18 protein-coding genes and 2 tRNA genes are annotated in these 19172 nt (G+C 56.8%); 10 read left to right on the forward strand and 10 right to left on the reverse strand.

What is annotated here, in order from left to right; genetic code table 11:
• Window positions 1–32 precede the first annotated feature (32 nt).
• Window positions 33–1463 (reverse strand): Glu/Leu/Phe/Val family dehydrogenase, encoded by a 1431-nt coding sequence (locus ACR0DT_RS05345; RefSeq protein WP_480709762.1) that lies wholly within the window; start codon window positions 1461–1463, stop codon window positions 33–35.
• A 327-nt stretch (window positions 1464–1790) separates the two neighbouring features.
• Here ACR0DT_RS05345 and ACR0DT_RS05350 point away from each other — a divergent pair, with 327 nt between their 5' ends.
• The 3 genes from ACR0DT_RS05350 to ACR0DT_RS05360 are packed head-to-tail and all read left to right on the forward strand — an operon-like array spanning window position 1791 to window position 4583.
• The gene (locus tag ACR0DT_RS05350) at window positions 1791–3470 is read left to right on the forward strand and encodes a TadE/TadG family type IV pilus assembly protein (protein ID WP_480709763.1); all 1680 of its coding nucleotides are present in this window, start codon (window positions 1791–1793) and stop codon (window positions 3468–3470) included.
• A complete protein-coding gene (locus ACR0DT_RS05355) occupies window positions 3467–3997 on the forward strand; it encodes a TadE/TadG family type IV pilus assembly protein (protein WP_480709764.1) in 531 nt (176 codons plus the stop codon). Before ACR0DT_RS05350 ends, ACR0DT_RS05355 begins: the two co-directional genes overlap by 4 nt.
• Before the next feature lie 4 nt (window positions 3998–4001).
• On the forward strand, window positions 4002–4583 hold the full coding sequence (locus ACR0DT_RS05360; RefSeq protein WP_480709765.1) for a TadE/TadG family type IV pilus assembly protein: 582 nt from the start codon (window positions 4002–4004) through the stop codon (window positions 4581–4583).
• Here the strand turns inward: ACR0DT_RS05360 and ACR0DT_RS05365 are convergent.
• Window positions 4546–5037: a hypothetical protein gene (locus ACR0DT_RS05365; protein ID WP_480709766.1), complete on the reverse strand. Its 492-nt coding sequence runs from the start codon at window positions 5035–5037 to the stop codon at window positions 4546–4548. The genes ACR0DT_RS05360 and ACR0DT_RS05365 overlap by 38 nt on opposite strands.
• A 147-nt stretch (window positions 5038–5184) precedes the next feature.
• Between ACR0DT_RS05365 and ACR0DT_RS05370 the strand changes: the two genes are divergently transcribed.
• Window positions 5185–6096: a pirin family protein gene (locus tag ACR0DT_RS05370; protein WP_480709767.1), complete on the forward strand. Its 912-nt coding sequence runs from the start codon at window positions 5185–5187 to the stop codon at window positions 6094–6096.
• On the opposite strand, the gene ACR0DT_RS05375 is transcribed toward ACR0DT_RS05370, so the two are convergent.
• On the reverse strand, window positions 6093–6680 hold the full coding sequence (locus ACR0DT_RS05375; RefSeq protein ID WP_480709768.1) for a TetR/AcrR family transcriptional regulator: 588 nt from the start codon (window positions 6678–6680) through the stop codon (window positions 6093–6095). The genes ACR0DT_RS05370 and ACR0DT_RS05375 overlap by 4 nt on opposite strands.
• A 99-nt stretch (window positions 6681–6779) precedes the next feature.
• Between ACR0DT_RS05375 and ACR0DT_RS05380 the strand changes: the two genes are divergently transcribed.
• The 6 genes from ACR0DT_RS05380 (at window position 6780) to ACR0DT_RS05405 (ending at window position 11600) form a co-directional block, all read left to right on the forward strand.
• Window positions 6780–7028 carry a hypothetical protein gene (locus tag ACR0DT_RS05380; RefSeq protein ID WP_480709769.1) on the forward strand — a complete coding sequence of 83 codons (249 nt, stop codon included), beginning with the start codon at window positions 6780–6782 and terminating at the stop codon, window positions 7026–7028.
• Window positions 7029–7154: 126 nt separating this feature from the next.
• Window positions 7155–8441, forward strand: a complete 1287-nt coding sequence (locus tag ACR0DT_RS05385) for a homoserine dehydrogenase (RefSeq protein ID WP_480709770.1) — start codon at window positions 7155–7157, stop codon at window positions 8439–8441.
• Between the two features lie 70 nt (window positions 8442–8511).
• Window positions 8512–9495: a class II fructose-bisphosphatase gene (gene glpX, locus ACR0DT_RS05390; RefSeq protein ID WP_480709771.1), complete on the forward strand. Its 984-nt coding sequence runs from the start codon at window positions 8512–8514 to the stop codon at window positions 9493–9495.
• 91 nt (window positions 9496–9586) lie between these two features.
• Window positions 9587–11329 (forward strand): single-stranded-DNA-specific exonuclease RecJ, encoded by a 1743-nt coding sequence (gene recJ / locus ACR0DT_RS05395; protein WP_480709772.1) that lies wholly within the window; start codon window positions 9587–9589, stop codon window positions 11327–11329.
• Window positions 11330–11427: 98 nt separating this feature from the next.
• Window positions 11428–11502: transfer RNA gene (locus tag ACR0DT_RS05400), tRNA-Glu, on the forward strand.
• Between the two features lie 23 nt (window positions 11503–11525).
• Window positions 11526–11600, forward strand: a tRNA-Glu gene (locus ACR0DT_RS05405).
• Window positions 11601–11609: 9 nt separating this feature from the next.
• Here ACR0DT_RS05405 and ACR0DT_RS05410 read toward each other — a convergent pair.
• Genes ACR0DT_RS05410 through ACR0DT_RS05440 form a run of 7 tightly spaced genes read right to left on the reverse strand, consistent with a single transcriptional unit; the run spans window position 11610 to window position 18996 of the window.
• Window positions 11610–13451 carry a V-type ATP synthase subunit A gene (locus tag ACR0DT_RS05410; protein WP_480709773.1) on the reverse strand — a complete coding sequence of 614 codons (1842 nt, stop codon included), beginning with the start codon at window positions 13449–13451 and terminating at the stop codon, window positions 11610–11612.
• A complete protein-coding gene (locus ACR0DT_RS05415; protein ID WP_480709774.1) occupies window positions 13448–14140 on the reverse strand; it encodes a hypothetical protein in 693 nt (230 codons plus the stop codon). Before ACR0DT_RS05415 ends, ACR0DT_RS05410 begins: the two co-directional genes overlap by 4 nt.
• 1 nt (window position 14141) lies before the next feature.
• Window positions 14142–14819, reverse strand: coding sequence for a hypothetical protein (locus ACR0DT_RS05420; protein ID WP_480709775.1), 678 nt, complete (start codon window positions 14817–14819; stop codon window positions 14142–14144).
• A complete protein-coding gene (locus ACR0DT_RS05425) occupies window positions 14819–15262 on the reverse strand; it encodes an ATP synthase subunit C (RefSeq protein WP_170324458.1) in 444 nt (147 codons plus the stop codon). The genes ACR0DT_RS05420 and ACR0DT_RS05425 overlap by 1 nt, the downstream gene beginning before the upstream one ends.
• Window positions 15259–17055, reverse strand: a complete 1797-nt coding sequence (locus ACR0DT_RS05430) for a V-type ATP synthase subunit I (protein ID WP_480709776.1) — start codon at window positions 17053–17055, stop codon at window positions 15259–15261. The genes ACR0DT_RS05425 and ACR0DT_RS05430 overlap by 4 nt, the downstream gene beginning before the upstream one ends.
• A complete protein-coding gene (locus ACR0DT_RS05435; protein ID WP_480709777.1) occupies window positions 17052–17657 on the reverse strand; it encodes a V-type ATP synthase subunit D in 606 nt (201 codons plus the stop codon). The genes ACR0DT_RS05430 and ACR0DT_RS05435 overlap by 4 nt, the downstream gene beginning before the upstream one ends.
• Entirely contained in the window at window positions 17635–18996 is a 1362-nt protein-coding gene (locus ACR0DT_RS05440; protein WP_480709778.1) for a V-type ATP synthase subunit B, read from the reverse strand. Before ACR0DT_RS05440 ends, ACR0DT_RS05435 begins: the two co-directional genes overlap by 23 nt.
• Window positions 18997–19172: the final 176 nt, after the last annotated feature.

The raw sequence follows: 19172 nt of genomic DNA on the forward strand, positions 1-19172 counted from the left end.
CGACGGTCCGATTGCCCCTGTCAAGCAAAGGATCAAAGGCCCTTGGCGCGATAGCTTTTCGAAACCCGATCAATCGCCACGATATAGGCCGCCGTCCGCAGATCCTCGACATCGTCGCGGCTGTGCCAGACCTCGCGCATAGATTGGTAGGCAATACGCATCGTGTCATCGAGACCCGAACGCACCAACTCCAACTCGTCAGCACCACGTAGATACTTAGCCTTAAAGTCCGGAGACATCGACCACGCATCACCCAGATAGCGGTCCAACCGCTCCAACTCGCTGACGATTAGCTCGTGCCGCGCCTCTTCCTGACGGCGCTGCATCCGGCCAAAGCGGATATGGCTGAGGTTCTTTACCCATTCAAAGTAAGAAACCGTCACACCACCAGCATTCGCGTACATGTCGGGGATGATCACGGTGCCCTTCTTGCGCAGGATTTCATCTGCGCCAGCCGTCACCGGACCATTCGCTGCCTCAATGATCAAAGGCGCTTTGATCCGGTCGGCATTTGACAGGTTGATGACACCTTCAAGCGCCGCCGGGATGAGGATATCGCATTCGGCCTCCAGAACGTCAGCGCCTTCGGCAGAATGTGTCGCGTCCGGATAATCGCTGACGCCACCATGCTTTACGATCCACTGGCGGACCGATTCAACATCAATCCCGTCGGGGTTATACAGCGCACCATCCCATTCGATGATGCCGACGATGCGGGAACCGTCCTCTTCGCTCAGGAATTTCGCCGCGTGATACCCCACGTTGCCCAATCCCTGCACGACAACGCGCTTTCCGTCCAGTTTGCCGGACAGCCCGGCTTTTTGCGTATCCTCGGGATGCCGGAAGAACTCGCGCAAAGCGTATTGGATGCCCCGCCCGGTCGCCTCGACACGCCCGGCGATACCACCGGCATTCAACGGCTTGCCGGTCACACAGGCGCGCGAGTTGATGTCGGTTGTGTTCATTCGCGCGTACTGGTCCGAAATCCACGCCATCTCACGCTCACCCGTGCCCATATCCGGCGCAGGCACGTTCTGAGAAGGGTTGATCAGATCACGTTTGGCAAGTTCGTAGGCAAATCGCCGTGTGATCTGCTCCAGCTCGTGCTCTTCATATTGCCGCGGATCGATGCACAAACCACCCTTCGAGCCGCCAAACGGCGTTTCCACAAGCGCACATTTGTAAGTCATCAGTGCCGCCAGAGCTTCGACTTCGTCTTGGTTCACGGCCAGAGCGTAACGAATACCGCCCTTGACCGGCTCCATATGCTCAGAGTGAACGGAACGATACCCGGTGAAAGTATGAATCTCACCCCGCAGACGTACGCCGAACCGCACCGTGTAGGTCGCGTTACAGACCCTGATTTTTTCCTCCAGCCCGGGGGGTAAATCCATCAGGGACGCCGCCCTGTTGAACATAAGGTCCACACTCTCGCGAAAACTGGGTTCTTTTATGGCCGTCATTTATTCCTCCATGCCGGCGAACGAATTGCCCTCTGCCGTTTTGTCGCACCCATTGGGTAAACGATCAATAATTAAGCAGAAATAAAACTCGAAAAACGCATCAAAAAAACTGTGGTGGTCACTGAGTCGCCAAACTCGGCTTGATGCAACGAAATTGTCGCTCATTCGAAAACAGAGGCGCCCGATGCTGGCAAATTATCCCGCTTTTACCGGCAAACCCGCCCAGTAGGTGGCGTTTTCGCCTAAATCCCGCCACGATTCGGCGTTAATTTTTGAGAGTTAATATTTCCTTAGCAGTTTGGATGTCTGCTCAGCGAGGCTGTCAAAATGAAGAAGCGCATATTTCTAAGCGGCACAAAGAATTCTGAGAAAAAGGCTACGGCCGTACGCCGTTTCGCCAGGGACGAAGATGGTGCGGTATTCACGCTGTTCGTGATCATCGGGCTACTGATGATGTTTGCGACAACCGGAATGGGCGTCGATATCATGAAGTTTGAGCGTGAACGAGCATCGATGCAAGCAACCTTGGACCGCGCTGTTCTGGCTGCCGCCAATTTGGATCAGGTCGATATCCCCGCCAAAGTGGTTGCCGAAGAATATATCAACAAATCCGGTTTGGAGGACGTTAACTACGAAATCCAAGTATATGAGGGTATTGGAGCTCGAAGGGTAGTCGCGACGTCCGATAAAATCGTCAGAACAAATTTCATGAAATGGGTGGGCATCCCCGCCTTGAATGCCGAGGTAACCAGTACTGCGGAAGAATCTGTTGGTTCTGTTGAAATTTCGCTGGTTCTGGACATGTCAGGTTCGATGACCCGGACGTCCGCCACCGAGGGAAAATCCAAAATTGCGGTTCTGCAGGAAGCAGCCAAAAGTTTCGTAACTACGATGTACGAAAAGGAAAATCCTGACAAGATTTCAATCTCGATCATCCCCTACGCAACACAGGTGAATGCGGGTGAGAATATTCTGGGTAAGTTCACCAACGTGACGTCGGAACACAACTACTCACATTGCCTGAACTTCAGCGGATCAGATTTCAGCAGAGCCGATTTAGATCCAGACGGCTCATATTTGCGCACAGCCCACTTCGATCGCTATCGAACTAACGGAACCCAATGGGAAGCCCCCAGATATCCCACTTGCCCCACTCGCGCAGGAAGTGAAATCATAGCTCATACAAATGATATCGATGATTTGCATGACCAAATCGACGACCTGACCGCGCAAGGCAACACCTCAATCGACATCGGCGTGAAATGGGGCATGGCTTTGCTTGATCCCGATTTTCAAGACATTATAGGTCAGTTGTCGACGGAGAGAGAGAGCCCGACTTCGAGCAAGACAATTGTTCCTGCGACGTTCAGTGATCGCCCGAAGAACTATGAAGACGATGTTGAAAAAATCCTTATCGTCTTTACCGATGGTGAAAACACTTCGCAATATAGATTGGATAACGATCTACGTGACGGCAATTCGGATGTTTGGTTCAATACTGAATACACCCATTCGGACGGCAAAAAAGGTGAATACAGCGTCAGAGTCTCAGACCCTGATGAATCGCCTCTTTACTACTGGTCCCGCCAACGGGTGTACCGTGGCCACCCCCATGGCGACCATGAGGCAGGTGATGCGGTTCGCCTGACTTATCCTCAGCTGTTTAACCGAACCTCGCTGCGTTGGAATGCAGAAAACAATTACCGCTTTGACAGCAACCGTATCAACAACTGGTACTACGGTGCATATAACTCCATCGGTTCGTCCACGAAGAACACTCGCACTTCGAATATCTGTTCTGCCGCAAAAAATAAGGGTGTGATCGTCTATGGCATTGCCTTCGAGGCACCTGCAGTCGGCGTAACCACCATTGAGGATTGTGCCAGCAGCCCCAGCACTGTTTACGCCGTCAACAGCGACGGGAGTCTGGGCAGCAACAACCTGTCCCTTGAGCAGGTGTTTGAATCCATCGCGGCATCGATCAAACAACTGAAGCTGACACAATGACCCGTGGAATTCTAAGCAAAATATTACGGTTCAGACGATCCGAGAAGGGCGCGTTGGCGGTTGAGTTCGTCATCCTGTTCCCCATGTACCTCGTCATAATATTGTGCGCCGTAGAATACGCACTGGTTTCTGTAAAGCAGGTTATGCTGGAGCGTGCTGTCGATATAGTTGTCCGCGATATTCGTCTGGGGACCGGATCCGGGCCCACACACAACACGATCAAGGAAGCAATTTGCGAAAGGGCACTCGTCATTGATGACTGCTCTAACAACTTGCAGCTCGAAATGATCCTTCAGAGCGCTTTTACCGGTGTGACACTGCCGGTGGAACCAGACTGTACAGATCGCGCGGAACCGGCAAAACCCGTCCGGGAATTCAGAAACGGTGCAGCAAATGAATTGATGATTCTGCGCGCCTGCGCCCAGATTGATCCGGTTTTCCCCGGTTCGGACATGGCAATCGCCCTGATGAGTGACGACGGCCTTATTTCCCTGACTGCAACGACCGCTTTTGTTCAGGAGCCTTGATCCAATGCGTTTTCTTTCTAGTATCCGACAGCATCTGCAGAAGTCAGCACGTCGTGAGAACGGGAGCCTCTCGCTGGAGGCGCTGCTCCTCTTCCCGATTTTGGTTATGACGCTTTCGTTGACCTATACGTTCTTTGATGGCTTTCGCCAAAGCACACTGAACATAAAAGCGGCATATACGGTCAGCGATCTGCTTTCGCGGGAAAAGGATACTGTTACTGACACCTACATCGAGTCCATGCACACCTTGATGCAACGGATGGTAGACAGCACCGCAGATTTAAGATTGCGTGTGTCATTCATCAGGTATTTCGCAGACGGCAACTATTACGATGTCGAATGGTCGACAACTTGCGGCTTTCCAGGGATTTGGAACAACAGCAATATCGAAATATTGCGTGAGCGGCTTCCGCCGATGGCTGACTTGGAACCAATGATCCTTGTCGAGTCGTCGAACGATTACGAATGGACGATTAAGCCTGCCTGGCTGGATACTGACTATCAGTTCGAGAACTATATTTTCACGCGTCCACGCTTTGAAGATCAGATTATCGGGGATGTTTCTCCTCTAGGCTGCCAGACGTAACCAGCGCCTGCAGCATTTCGCACATAAACTTGGTTTCGGCGGCCGTTGCCACTCCGCCGACGCCTATCCGGCGCCCCAAACGCCACCACAGGCCCGGTGCCCAACTGTTTTCCGCACTTTCCCTTGTCTTCAGAAGAAACCCGTTTGAGGGTTTGAATGCAAAGACGCCCCGGTCGATGCCCTCAATGTCCTCCACCCTTGCAATCAGCTTCCCTGCCCCGGTTCTGAGTTCGGTTTGCGTCAGCTCGATCGAGTCATCGGTCGCGAACCACATTCGGTAGGCCAGCCAGAAAGACGCACCACCAATCGCCAGCAGGAAAACCAGCCAAATCGGCTCTGACGGATGTGCTAGGGCTACATAGAACACGAGTATGCCGACACCGCCCAACATTCCGGTGCCCAACCAGCGTCTGGCGATTGAAGGTTTAACAGTGGCCAAAACGTCTTGCTGCATGTGACTCCCCGATATTTTCGTCAGGGTTTAGCGGTTTTGATCCGGGAAGGACAGAGGGGTAGATTTCCGCACAGCAACCGTTCTTTTCTGCGGATTGACCCATCCCGCACCTAACATACATGGATGCCAAAGCTAATGGAGGTCACAATGTCCCTACGACCCGTTTTGGAAACCCGCAATGCCGTCCCCACGCTAGAAGGCGCAGGCGTCAAATTACATCGCGCGTTCGGGTTTCAGGACCCGGCGGAACTGGACCCGTTCTTGCTGTTTGACGACTTTCGCAATGAACGCCCACAGGATTATCAGGCGGGTTTCCCCTGGCATCCCCATCGTGGCATCGAAACGATCACCTATGTTCTGGCTGGCACCGTTGAACACTCAGATTCGTTGGGCAACAGCGGAACGCTAGGCGCCGGAGATGTGCAATGGATGACGGCAGGATCCGGGATTTTGCATCAGGAGATGCCCGCAGGTAATCCCGCAGGCCAGATGCACGGGTTCCAGCTATGGGGTAACCTGCCATCGACACAAAAGATGACCACACCGCGCTATCAAGACGTGCAAAGCAAAGAAATCCCGGAAGTTATAGACGACGACGGCACCAAAGTACGTGTGATTGTAGGAGAGTTCTGGGGCAAGACCGGTCCGGTCGATGGGATTGCAGCCGACCCGCAATATCTGGACATTCAAATCCCCGCGGGCATCAGGAAAACTTTCCGCATCGACACCTATCGCCGTGCATTCGCATATGTGTTCGAAGGTCAGGGTGCCTTTGCCGATGCCTCACAACCTACTGGCGTCCTACTGGAAAAGGAAGTTGCAGGGCAGGAACTCAACATCCGTGATATGTCCGGTGATCGAACGCTCGTCCGCTTTGGTACCGGGGACGAGATTACGGTACAGGCCGGCTCTGAAGGCGTGCGGTTCCTTTTGATATCAGGTGCACCGATTGCCGAACCCGTGGCTTGGCACGGCCCCATTGTCATGAACACTCGGTCCGAGTTGGAGCAAGCCTTTCGCGAATTGCGCAACGGCAGTTTCATTCGACCAGCGCACTAGGACGAGACGGATCGGCGGACCATGTCCCAATAGACCTGCTCGACTTCGTCCAGCGACAGGCGCCCGCCCGCGCGATACCAGGTCATCACCCCGTTCAGCATGGCAATGACCGCCAGGGTGGCGATCTTGGTATCCGCGATACTAAACACCCCGCCCTCCTGCCCTTTGCGCAGAATGGCCTCAAGCGCGTTTTCATAGCTGCGACGTAAAGCTTCGATTTCCGAGAAATTCTCGGAAGTCAGGTTGCGCAACTCCATATAGGCAATGAACACCTCATCGGGGCGCTCCAGGTGAAAGCGGATGTGGAACCCTACAAACTGACGCAACGCCTCGGACGCATCGGTCGGATGGTCAAGGTCGTCAAATGCCGACAACAACTCTTGCATGTGCTCGTGCATCAGGCGGTAAAGCAGGCTTTGCTTGTCCGGCGTGTAGTTGTACAACGCCCCGGCCTGCACCCCGACCTCGGATGCGATCTGGCGCATCGAAACAGCCGCATAACCGTGGCGGGCGAACAACCCCAACGCTGCCGTGCGGATGCGTGGGCCGGTGATATCAGAATGTGAACCTTGCGTACGTGCCATCCTGCCACCGTATCTGAACGTTTGTTCAGATAGAACCCCGCTTGAACCAAACCACTAAAAGGTGCATCACGGTTGTTATTGTCCTTGAAAGGGTTCTGCATGAAGCCCCTGTCCTTGCTGATCCTGATGCTCGCCTGCGCCGGATGCGCCAATTTTCCGGAATTGGAAGGGAGCGAACCGCCTGAGCTCAAATCAGCCCGTTATCCCAAGCTTATTCCGTTGCAGGAAAATCTGGGGCCAGCTGTCGATCCGGTGAGCGAGGCCGCCGAGGTCGAAGAAGACCTGATCGCACGACGCGAAGCGCTTGAGAAAAAGTCCGCAGAACTCCAGAACGCGGAAATCAACTGAGCCTTTGCGATTCAGCCCCGCCCGGGGCCGCGATGCATTGCACCCTAGCGCCGAACCCGCTAAGGCAGCGCAGAACGGGCGACAGGCCCGAAACCACGAAATTTCGAGCGGAAAGGAACCCACGGGATGACACAGGCGCTGCGGCTGGGAATTGCGGGCTTGGGAACGGTTGGCGTGGGTGTCGTGAAGATCATCCGCCGCCATGCTGACCTGTTGCAGGCGCGTACGGGCCGACCTGTCGAGATCGTTGCCGTTTCGGCGCGCGATTCAAACAAGGATCGCGGTGTAAATCTGTCGGACTACGCTTGGGAAACGGATCCCGTGGCGCTGGCGAAACGCGATGATATCGACGTGTTCGTCGAGCTGATCGGGGGCGAAAACGGCCCGGCCAAAGCCTCGGTCGAGGCGGCGCTGGCAACCGGCAAGGACGTGGTGACCGCCAATAAGGCACTGCTGGCGATTCATGGACAGGAACTGGCCGAAAAGGCCGAAGCCGCCGGTCGTGTGATCCGGTTCGAGGCCGCCGTTGCGGGCGGTATCCCCGTTATCAAATCGCTGACCGAAGGGCTGGCCGGGAACGACATCACACGCGTCATGGGCGTGATGAACGGCACCTGCAATTATATCCTGACCCGCATGCAATCGCAGGAACTGGGCTATAATGCGCTGTTCGAAGAATGCGCGCAGCTTGGCTATCTTGAGGCCGATCCGAACCTAGACGTGGGCGGCATTGACGCAGCACATAAACTGGCGCTGCTGTCCTCGATCGCGTTTGGTACAAAACCGAATTTCGACGGCATCCAGATCGAAGGCATTCAGCAGATCACCCTAGAAGATATTCATCAGGCCGCCGACATGGGCTATCGCATCAAGTTGCTGGGTGTTGCGCAACGTTCAGCCCGAGGGTTGGAGCAGCGCATGCAGCCCTGCCTGGTGCCCAGCAGCTCGCCCCTTGGGCAATTGGAAGGCGGCACCAACATGGTGGTGATCGAAGGCGATGCAGTGGAGCATGTCGTTCTGCGCGGCCCCGGTGCCGGCGAAGGCCCCACGGCCAGCGCTGTGATGGGCGATGTCTGCGATCTGGCGCGCGGGCTGCAAATTCCGACCTTTGGCCGCCCCGCGAACTCGTTGCAGGATGCCAAGCCTGCCGTGACCGGCCTGCCCGCCCCCTATTATCTGCGCCTTGCCCTGTTCGACAAACCCGGTGCGCTGGCCAAGGTGGCGGCCATTCTGGGCGATGCAGGTGTTTCAATCGACCGGATGCGCCAATACGGACACACCGAAAGCACCGCTCCGGTTCTGATTGTCACCCACAAGACCACGCGCGCCACGCTGGACGTTGCCCTGAACGGGCTGCGGGAAACCGATGTGGTGGCGGAAGAGCCCGTTGCATTGCGCATCGAAGAGGTTTGACCCTTGCGGCCTGCCCAAGGGGCAGGCTATGCCGAAGAAAACGCCGATACTGACCTGAGGATAGTGAAAAATGAGTGCTGCCAAGATTGATTTCAACGACCGCCTGTTGTCTCTGGGCCTTGCGCGGGTCGCAGAACAGGCCGCACTGGCTTCGGCCTCGCTGGTTGGCCGCGGTGATGAGAAAGCCGCCGATCAGGCAGCGGTAAACGCCATGCGCGAACAGCTGAACCTGCTGGATATCGCTGGCGTTGTGGTGATCGGTGAAGGCGAGCGAGACGAAGCGCCGATGCTGTACATCGGCGAAGAGGTCGGCACCGGTGAAGGCCCCGGCGTGGATATCGCGCTGGACCCGCTGGAAGGCACCACACTGACCGCCAAGGACATGCCGAACGCCCTGACTGTGATTGCCATGGGCCCGCGAGGTTCGATGCTGCATGCGCCAGACGTTTATATGGATAAGCTGGCCATTGGTCCGGGTTTCCCTGAAGGTGTCGTCAATCTGGACATGAGCCCGCGCGAGCGTGTTGAAGCACTGGCCAAGGCCAAGGATTGCAAGCCCGCCGACATTACTGTGTGCATTCTGGAACGCCCTCGTCACGAAGCGATGATAGCTGAGGTTCGTGAAACCGGCGCCTCGATCCGCCTGATCACCGACGGTGACGTGGCCGGAGTCATGCACTGCGCCGAAAGCGAAACAACTGGCATCGACATGTATATGGGATCGGGTGGCGCGCCCGAAGGTGTTCTGGCTGCCGCTGCGTTGAAATGCATGGGTGGGCAGATCTTTGGCCGCCTGTTGTTCCGCAACGATGATGAACGCGGACGCGCTGCCAAAGCAGGCATAACCGATCTGGACCGGGTTTATTCCCGCGACGAGATGGTCACCGCCGACGTGATCTTTGCCGCAACCGGCGTAACCGGCGGATCGCTGCTGCCACGCATCAAGCGCGAGCCCGGTTGGGTTGAGACCACCACCTTGCTGATGCGGTCGAAAACCGGTTCAGTCCGCCGCATGTCGTACCGCACGCCGATGTGGCCACACGACAACGCGTGATGGTTTGCGCCTTTGTTCTTCGCAAAGGTATCGATAGTTAAGATCAGGCCGGGTCCGAGAGGGTCCGGCCTTGGTATATGAAAGGCAGGTCATGGGCTTTTTAGGGGTTGAGCAGTCATTGAACGGACGGCGCTGGGTCGGACCATCGGCTGAAACCGAGCGGGCTACTGAAGTGCTTATCCAACAGGCCGGTCTGCCTCGCGCTGTGTGTCAGGTTCTGGCGCGGCGCGGCGTCCCCGCGATGGAGGCCTCTGGGTTTCTGGAACCCAAACTGAAAGAACTGCTGCCCGACCCACATGACATGAAGGATATGGAGAAGGCCGCAACGCGGTTCTTGTCCGCAGTAAGAAACAAGCAGCGGATCGCCGTTTTCGCAGATTACGATGTGGACGGCGGCAGTTCCGCAGCATTGCTGCTGGTGTGGCTGCGGCAGATGGGTCTACAAGCCACTTTGTACGTCCCCGACAGGATTGACGAAGGTTATGGCCCCAACGTGCCTGCCATGCAGGAATTGGCCGCAGCGCATGACCTGATCATCTGCGTCGATTGCGGCACGCTGAGCCACGAACCGATCGCCGCTGCTAAGGGCGCGGATGTAATCGTTCTGGACCACCACTTGGGCGGGGAAACCCTGCCGGACTGTGCCGCCGTGGTAAACCCGAACCGGCAGGATGAAAGCGGAGATCTGGGCTATTTCTGTGCCGCCGCCGTCGTTTTCTTGATGCTGGTAGAAGCCGGGCGTCAACTGCGTGAGGCAGGCGCGAATGGCCCTGAGCTGATCAGCCTACTGGACCTGGTGGCGCTGGCGACCGTGGCGGACGTCGCCCCTTTGGTCGGAGCGAACCGGGCACTTGTTCGTCAGGGGCTGAAGGTCATGGCCCAGCGGCAGAGGCCGGGTCTGGTGGCTTTGTCCGACGTAGCAAGAATGGATTCGGCGCCGAACAGTTACCACTTAGGGTTTCTGCTTGGACCGCGTGTGAACGCGGGCGGACGCATCGGTCAGTCCGATCTGGGTGCGCGGTTGCTCAGCACCGATTCGATGCATGAGGCGCAGGCGCTTTCGCAACGACTGGATGAATTGAACACCGAGCGGCGTGACATCGAAAATGCCGTGCGTGCCGCAGCGTTGGAGCAGGCCGAGGAACGTGGCCTGGATGCGCCGCTGGTCTGGGCTGCGGGCGAAGGCTGGCACCCCGGCGTGGTCGGCATCGTGGCCTCACGCCTGAAGGAAAGCGCCAACCGCCCCGCGATTGTCATTGGCTTTGACGGAGATGAGGGTAAAGGCTCGGGCCGCTCAGTCTCGGGCGTTGATCTGGGTGCCTCAATCCAACGGCTTGCCGCCGAAGGGTTGCTGGTCAAGGGCGGCGGCCACAAAATGGCGGCGGGCCTGACTGTGATGCGTGACCAGTTAGAGCCTGCCATGGCGCGCCTCAGCGAATTGCTGGCCAGACAGGGGGCGGGCGAAGGCGGGCCGGCCGATCTGAAACTGGACGGAACCCTGATGCCCGGCGCAGCCACTATTGATCTGATCGAACAGATTGAAAAGGCTGGCCCGTTCGGGGCCAGCGCCCCTGCCCCGCGATATGCTCTGCCAGACCTTCAAGTCCGATTTGCCAAGCGCGTTGGCGAATCTCATCTGAAACTGTCCCTGTCCGATGGGGTTGGTGGCGGCCTTGATGCCATCGCTTTTGGAGCCTTTGACGGTCCGATGGGTGAAAAGCTGTCAGATCACGGCGGTGTACGCTTTCATTTCGCCGGACGGCTAGAGGTGAACTCATGGGGTGGACGCCAAAGCGTGCAACTTCGGCTCGAAGACGCGGCAGAGGCAATTTAAGCTCGAATTCGAACCTTGGAAAAAACTTTCACATCCTTGCGTTTTTCGGCTTGCGGGGGTCCGGGTGAAACCGTAAAAGGCCCTCCACAAGCCAGCGTGGCCCGTTCGTCTATCGGTTAGGACGCCAGGTTTTCAACCTGGAAAGAGGGGTTCGATTCCCCTACGGGCTACCACTTGTGCTTGCGCCATACCAAATGGCCCGTTCGTCTATCGGTTAGGACGCCAGGTTTTCAACCTGGAAAGAGGGGTTCGATTCCCCTACGGGCTACCACTTCCCTATTTAGATACCAAACTTCTCGTGGCACAGATTTTGTATCTGCCCCCAGATTGACTTGAATTCCGGTGTTTTTTCCGCCGCATAGTGAAAGTTCTTCATCAATCCGGTGAGCTGCGTAAACACCTGCCGCACCTCGGCCTTGTCAGCGAACTCCGCATTAGATTGGGTCACGTCGTAGACCAGCTTGAAGGTCATCTTCTGACGTTCTAGCGGCACCGTCGCGTCTACTTTGTCAAACGCGTCCTGCTGCAGATAAACCATATCAACGAACAGCGCTTTTTGCTGGGTTATGAAATCTTGGATCGTGACGCCTTCTTCCCCGGTCACCTGCATCATCTGTTCGACCTGTTCGCCTTTTTCGATCAACGCTAGCAAATCGCGGACTTTACCAGTCCAGCCGGGTTCGGCGTTTTTGTCGTACCAGTTGGACAATTGATCCGTATAGCGTGACCAGCTGAGCATCGGATCGACCGCAGGATAAAACCGCTTGTACGCGCGCTCCGAAGACAAGCCGAGGAAGCATTTCACCGTAGAGAGGGTCGATTGCGTTACCGGCTCGTCAAAATTGCCACCAGCGGGTGAGACCGTTCCGATAAGGGTCAGACTACCCAAATCCCCGTTATTGGTTTTCAACAACCCCGCACGCTCGTACAGCCCCTTGATCGAGCTTTCCAGATAGGCGGGAAAACCCTCTTCACCCGGGATTTCTTCAAGCTTTCCGGATGTTTCTCGCATCGCCTGTGCCCAGCGGCTGGTGCTGTCGGCAATCAGCAACACGTCATAACCCATCTGTCGATAGTATTCGCCCAGCGTGATACCGGTGAAGATCGAGGCCTCGCGCGCGGCTACCGGCATGGACGACGTGTTACAGATGATGATCGTCCGATCCATCAGACTGCCCCCCGTGGCCGGGTCGGTCATCTTGGGAAACTCGTGGATCGTTTCCACCACTTCACCGGCACGCTCGCCACAGGCCACGACGATGACGATGTCCACCTTGGCATTGCGTGCGATCAGGTTTTGCAACACTGTTTTACCCGCTCCAAACGGCCCGGGAATACAAGCCGTTCCACCCCGCGCAATGGGAAAGAACGTGTCAATCAGGCGCTGAGAGGTCAGGACCGGTTCGGTCGGATACAACCGCTCGGACAGCGCGCGTTTCAGAATGCTTTCCGGCAAAGGCCGACGCACCGGCCATTTCTGACACAGGGTCAGGGTGTGTTCGCCGCCCTGTTCATCTTCCAGACGTGCCACTATGTCGTGGATCGTAGCCGCGCCTTTTTGCACCCAGACAACTTTGTAGTCGCCTAACCAGTTAAAAGGCAGCATGATCTTGTGAGTGAAATGGCCCTCGGGCACCGTTCCAATGCTATCGCCAGCCGTCACCGTGTCCCCGACCTTGACGGACGGTGTGAACGACCATTTCGCCTGATCGTCCAGTGGTGCCACATCCGCCCCGCGTGGCAGGAAGGTGCCAAATTCGGCCGCCACTTTGGGCAATGGCGATTGCAACCCGTCGAACACCTGCCCCAGCAGCCCCGGCCCTAACTCAACCGACAGCAATTGGCCGGACTGCTCGACCGGATCGCCCACCGCGACACCATCTGTACTTTCATAAACCTGCACATCCGCCGTATCACCACGCACGCGCAGCACCTCGGCTTTCAGGCGTTCCTGACGCCCGCCCGGACCGGAACGTGTCGGCAGGATAAAGACCACTTCGTTCTTGACCAGCTGCCCGGGTTGCCCCGAGGCGTCATGATTGGCCTGAATCTGCACCAATCCCTCTTGCACCGAGACAACCCGAGCGGTTGCGGTCTGTGAGGCGGGGGGTGGGGCTGTCATGTGCTTGCTCCATCAAAGTCGATCTTGGCAACACCTGCCATGGCTTGCTGCGCCAGTTGTTCAAATCTCTTGGCCGCGTCCTGCGCATTGCTTTGCGCCCAACGGTCAAAAATGTTCCAAATCAGCACGTAGATCGCCACCGCCTCGAAATCGAAGTAATGGCGGGCAGCGTGGCGTTTCAGCTGCTTGTGGCTGACCGACAAGAGCAGCCGTTCCAAGCCCAAAGGATCTGCAGCGTCCAGTAGTTGTTGGGCTTCTTTGATCCAAGGCATCGGGCCTTCCAGTCGGAAGCTTGGGTCGCTCCAATTGGCAGAGATATGTCGGGCCCAACGCCCCATACCAAACGATCCGGCAGGCGGGCTGCCCCCCTGTTTGCGCAGGCGCAGCGCAGCTACCGCTGTACGCAAGTCCATTCGTTCGATTAGCATCTTTCGCAAGGTGGGCTGGGGGATTTCTCGTAACGCCTCGTTGCAGCGTGCGATGGCTTGCCCATCAGTGACGCCCATATCATAGTCACCCCAGTTCAAAGCATGTTCCAACACCTTCAAAACGCGCGTATTCTCAGGATTCAGCGCGGTCAGACGTCGATCCAGGCGCAGCCGCGACAGGGGCGGCTGTTTAGCGACAAACAACCGCTCAGACCCCGGCAAGCTGCAGATCAGCGCGATATAGGCGTCTGGGTTTGGCATCCTAACGGATCACCCCCTCCAGAACTGCACGGAAGCGCGGCTGCAGATGTTCCATCAGCAAGGAAGCCACCGCTTTATCCGTCAGGTCCAAAGCCACGCCTTGATCCTCAGCCCGCACCCGGATGCCAGCATCGGCATCGTCCGAGGCATGCAGTTCGACCTGCTCACGCAGCATTTCAGCCGTCAGGCCCAGTACGTATTTGGTGAGCTTTCCGGATTGGATATCGTCGGCATTCTGTTTGATATCCTCTTGCGTAGCGACCTTGGCGGGAAGAATAACCTCTACCTTACCCTCCAGTTTAGCTCCTTCCGCTGCCCGGCCTACGACCTCGAGTATCATCTGCCTCAACAGGTCTGGGTCGGCCATTTCCTTGGTGACAAGGCGTTCGACATCTTCGCGGAATTGATCCGTTAACCCAGCTTTCATGGTCAGCACCGCATCCCGCATAGCGGTGTTCAGCGCCTGTTCGCCCGCTGCGCGGTAGTTGTCGGTGTCGGCACGGGCCTTCTGCTGATACCCATCCGCCTCGCGTTTAGCATCAGCCAGTATCTTCGCGGCCTCAGCCTTTGCTTCAGCGCGCAGCTTTTCCGCATCTGCCTGCCCGGCGGCCACCCCATCATTGCGCAGCTTATCGATCAGCGCATCAACGCCGTGAGAGATCATGCCATCCTGTGCCATCAACTTATCCCCGCGCTGATGACCAGAGCAAAGACGAAGGCAAAGACGCCAAAACCTTCAATGATCGCCGCCGGGGCCAGCGATAACCCGAAGATTTCCGGCTTTTCCTTGGTTGCGTTAATCGCTGCGGCACAGGCCCGGCCCTGCCAGATACCGCAATACATCAAGGCGATGCCTGACAGGATGCCAATTCCGAACAACCCACCCGCATTCTCAGGCGTCACGTCACGGTTCAGGGTGAACATGATGACGATGCCGTAGATCACCATGGTCGAGGGAAATGCTGAGACACCGACGAAGCGACCATAACCTCCCTCGGTCTCGGTCATGGCGCCGATGCTGGCCATACCGGCAATGGAACAGCCAATGGCGCTTGCCGCCGCGCCCAGCGCCATGGGTGCGTAAATCCCCAGCCAACCCAATGTAAGAACAAGCTCATTCATTCCTGAACCTCCTTGCGGGCGAACGGGCGAAAGACAATGCCTTCGTCCGGCAAACCCCATTTAAAGAATTCGATGTAGTTGAGACGCAGACCGTGAACGACGCCGCTCATCATCGCGAGGGCGAAGTTCAGGGCATGGCCGACGATCAGGATCAGCAACGCGAACAGAATGCCAGGCCCCTTCAGCGCATGCATCACCGACACCGCCAGATCGTTAAATGTGATCGCCAGTGAGGCCGATGCCAAGCCCAACGCAAACAGGCGCATATAGCTGAGCACGTCTCCGAATGCGCCCATCGCCCCCGCCAAAGCTTGGATGCCGCCGATCAAGCGCCATAACCAATCGGTTGGCTTTTTGATCTGCCGGTCGCTGGAAAACAGTAGAATGGCCAAAATGCCCGTGCCGAGAATCACCGCACCGGGCGTTGGGGCCGCCCCCTTCATATAGCTAAGCCACAGGACAAACCCGCCGATCAGCGCGGCGATCCAGCCCAGATTGGCAATCGCTTTGCGCTGCCCCCAGGCGGCGTGGGCAGCCAGCGCATTGGCAAGCACAAGATGCAGCACACCTACAACGATCGAAACCATCATCATGGCGTTAAAGTTGTTCAGATCGAGCAGTTTGATCTTGGCGAGGGCGGACCCGTCCAGCGGGGACACACCGAAATAACTGCCCACCAGAACCCCATACACAATCGTCGCGCCCGAGATGATCAGCCCATATCGGCGCCATGATTTCTGCCCGGCAGTTCCGTCCATTCGTTTCCAAAATAGAAGCAGGCCAAGCAGAATAACCGCGCCGTACCCCGCATCGGCTACAATCATGGCAAAGAAGAACGCGAAGGACACGGCAACGATGACACTTGGGTCCCAATCCTTGTAGCCGGGCACTTGATAAAACAGCGCCAAGTCAACAGCAGCATTGCGTTTTTGCGGTTGCTCCAACAGCGTGGGCGGCGAGTCCTCCGGGTCCGCGTCCTCGATCAGAACTGCTGCATCCTTACTTTTCGCCATGTCCAGAACAGCATCAATGCGATCCTCCGGCACCCAGCCCTGCAGGGCGAACATCGCCTCTTCGTCGCGCACTTTCTGTGTCGCATGGGCAAGCTCCGCAGCGCTCTCGGCCACCGACAGGTTACGTCGCATCAGCGTCAAATAGCGGGTCTGCGCGACCCGCTCGGCCTCAAGCGCTTCGATGGCAATTTCCGCCTCTTCCAACTGGGCTTCAAGCTCATGAATAGGCAAGGAACCGGTATGGGTGCGCGGTACTGGCAGAATGTCGTCGGCTGGCTCGTCCGGCGCGATCAGGACGGCATAAATAAACCGATGATCCTGCTCCAGGATGGCCCAAGGCAGCGTCAGGCCGTTCAAAGCATCGCGATGCTTCAACGGCAGTTGGTAGAACCACAGCCGGTTGCCTGCCAGAACGTCATCGGGTGGGAAGTCCAGATCGCCCCACGGTCGCACCTGTGCAATTCGGTTGACCAGAAAGTCCCGCCGGTCCATCATGTCACGGCTGCGCTGCATAAGGTCCTGCACGTCCTTGACGAATTGATCCATGCTAAAGTCCGGATCGCGCTGTATCTGACGGCGCGGCTCAGCCACATCTGTCAGAAAACGCAATGCTTTATAGGCGTTTCTTGCCCCGCGTTCGCTGATCTTTTCTGGCTCGGCTGGTGGCAGGGCCAGTGGCAGCACATGCATGCACCCCAGGTCTTGCAACGCCTCAAGCGTTTCGGTTTTCTGCCCGGCCCGCCCCACCAGCGAAAGCTTCTTGAGGCACGCGATACTCATGTGGCCGCCTCCTGCGCGTGTTTACGCTTGGAAATTTTCGAGCGAACCACGGCCTGCATCTGCTCATCGCTCAGATAGATGCGGATTTTCTTGATATTGGCCTTGGCACGCGGGATCAGAACCTTTTCAAAAAGGTTCACCCGCTGCGTGATCGTGGCTACGGCTTTGTCAAATATCCTCACCCGTTCTTCGGCCACTTTTACCCGCAAGCGTGCTTCGATCATGTCATGTAGCAACTGCGCTGCGGCATCGACCCAATGAGGCTTGGCCAGCAGAGAATAGGGGCGCACTGCAACTTCGATCCGGTCCAAATCGGGCATCTTGACACCCACAACGTTGACCTCTTTGACCTTGTAGTCCTTCAGTTCCACCAACCCGTCCAAATCAATGGCCTGCTGCGCCAGCATCGGCAGTTTTGCCCCCACCTGCTGGGCAAGTTCATGCACCTCGTCCTGCAGTCGGCGCACATCCTCGCGGGCTTTCACCCGTTCCGCCATCAATTGCTGACGTTTCAGGTCTAGCGACGGCAGAAACCGCTCATAGCTTTTCAGCTGTGTCTGCTCGCGCGCGAGCGACGATTTATTCAGCTGCAACCGCGCCATCGGCATCCTTTGGGAAATACTTGTCGACCAGAGCTTGCTTCATCAGCAATTGTTCAGGTGAAAAACACTCGGCCAACGTCTTCCAGCCCAAATCTAGCGCCTCCTCTAGCGGGATCGAGACGTTGATGTCCATGAACCGCGTCCGGAACAACGCCCCGAATTTCAGCAACTGATGGTCGTAGTCCGACAGATCAAAGGCCATCGCCTGTTTCTGTGCAGCGTCGCGACTTTCCGAATAAAACCGGATCATCGTGTTCATGATTTGCCCGTGGTCTTCGCGGGTCGTCTTTCCGATCACATTCTGCTTGAGGCGTGAGAGACTGCCGAACGGATCAATTACGCCGGAATGCAGGTAGAACTGGCCTTCAGTGATATAGCCCGTGTTGTCCGGCACCGGGTGGGTCACGTCATTGCCTGGCATCGTCGTCACGGTCAGCACGGTGACCGACCCGCCCTTGGCGTAATCACACGCCTTTTCGTACCGGCGCGCCAACTGCGAATATAGATCACCCATATACCCGCGCTGCGATGGCACGCGTTCCTGACTGATGCCAACCTCTTTCATCGCATCGGCGAAAGCGGTCATATCGGTCATCAGGACGAGTACACGCTTGCCCTCTTCCACCGCGAATTTTTCGGCCACGGCCAGCGCCATATCAGGCACCAAAAGGCGCTCGACCAGAGGGTCCATCGCCTGATTGACGAACATTACCGTGCGAGAGAACACGCCCGCATCCTCGAAGGATGTGCGGAAGGTGTGGTAATCATCAAAGATCAATCCCAGTCCGCCGAACACCACTATATCGGCATCCGCCTGAATACCGATTCGGCTAAGAAAGGCGTTGAACGGCTCGCCCGAAACCGAGAAGATCGGGATCTTCTGGCTTTCAACCAGCGTGTTGAATACGTCGATCATCGGCACATCGGTGCGGATCATCTTGTTGGGAACCGCACGTTCAGCCGGGTTTACGGTGGGACCACCGATGTCGATGCGCGGCTCGGCTGACAGGTCAGGCCCACCGTCGATTGCCACCCCTGCCCCGTCGAACACGCGCCCCAAAATATTAGCCGAATACGGCGTCTGCATCGGGTGGCCAAGAAAGGTTGCCGTCGCCTCGGTCGAGATGCCCTTGGTGCCGGAAAACACCTGCAACGTTACCACATCCCGGTCGATTAAGATCGCCTGTGCCAGAGTTTTTCGGCCATCCACCGTCTCGATCACAGCCAGATCGTTGAACCGAACAGCCGGGTCGCGAGAGCCATCAATCGGCACCCGAACCTTGATCGTGTCACCGACAATTTCCAAAACACGCGTGTACTTCAACAGACTTCGGGACATCACCTACCCCCATGCGTCAAAGACATTTTCAGTAATTCCGCCACAGTGGTCAGTGGCATTTTTTGCAATCGTAATGACAGCTTACAACGAATTCAATAATTGGCAACCAAGGATAACTTCACGCTTCGAAACCGGTGGAATTCTCATTTACTAAAAATTTAGTTTGACACCTGCGC

It is taken from the genome of Ruegeria sp. BI11 (genome assembly GCF_056538005.1).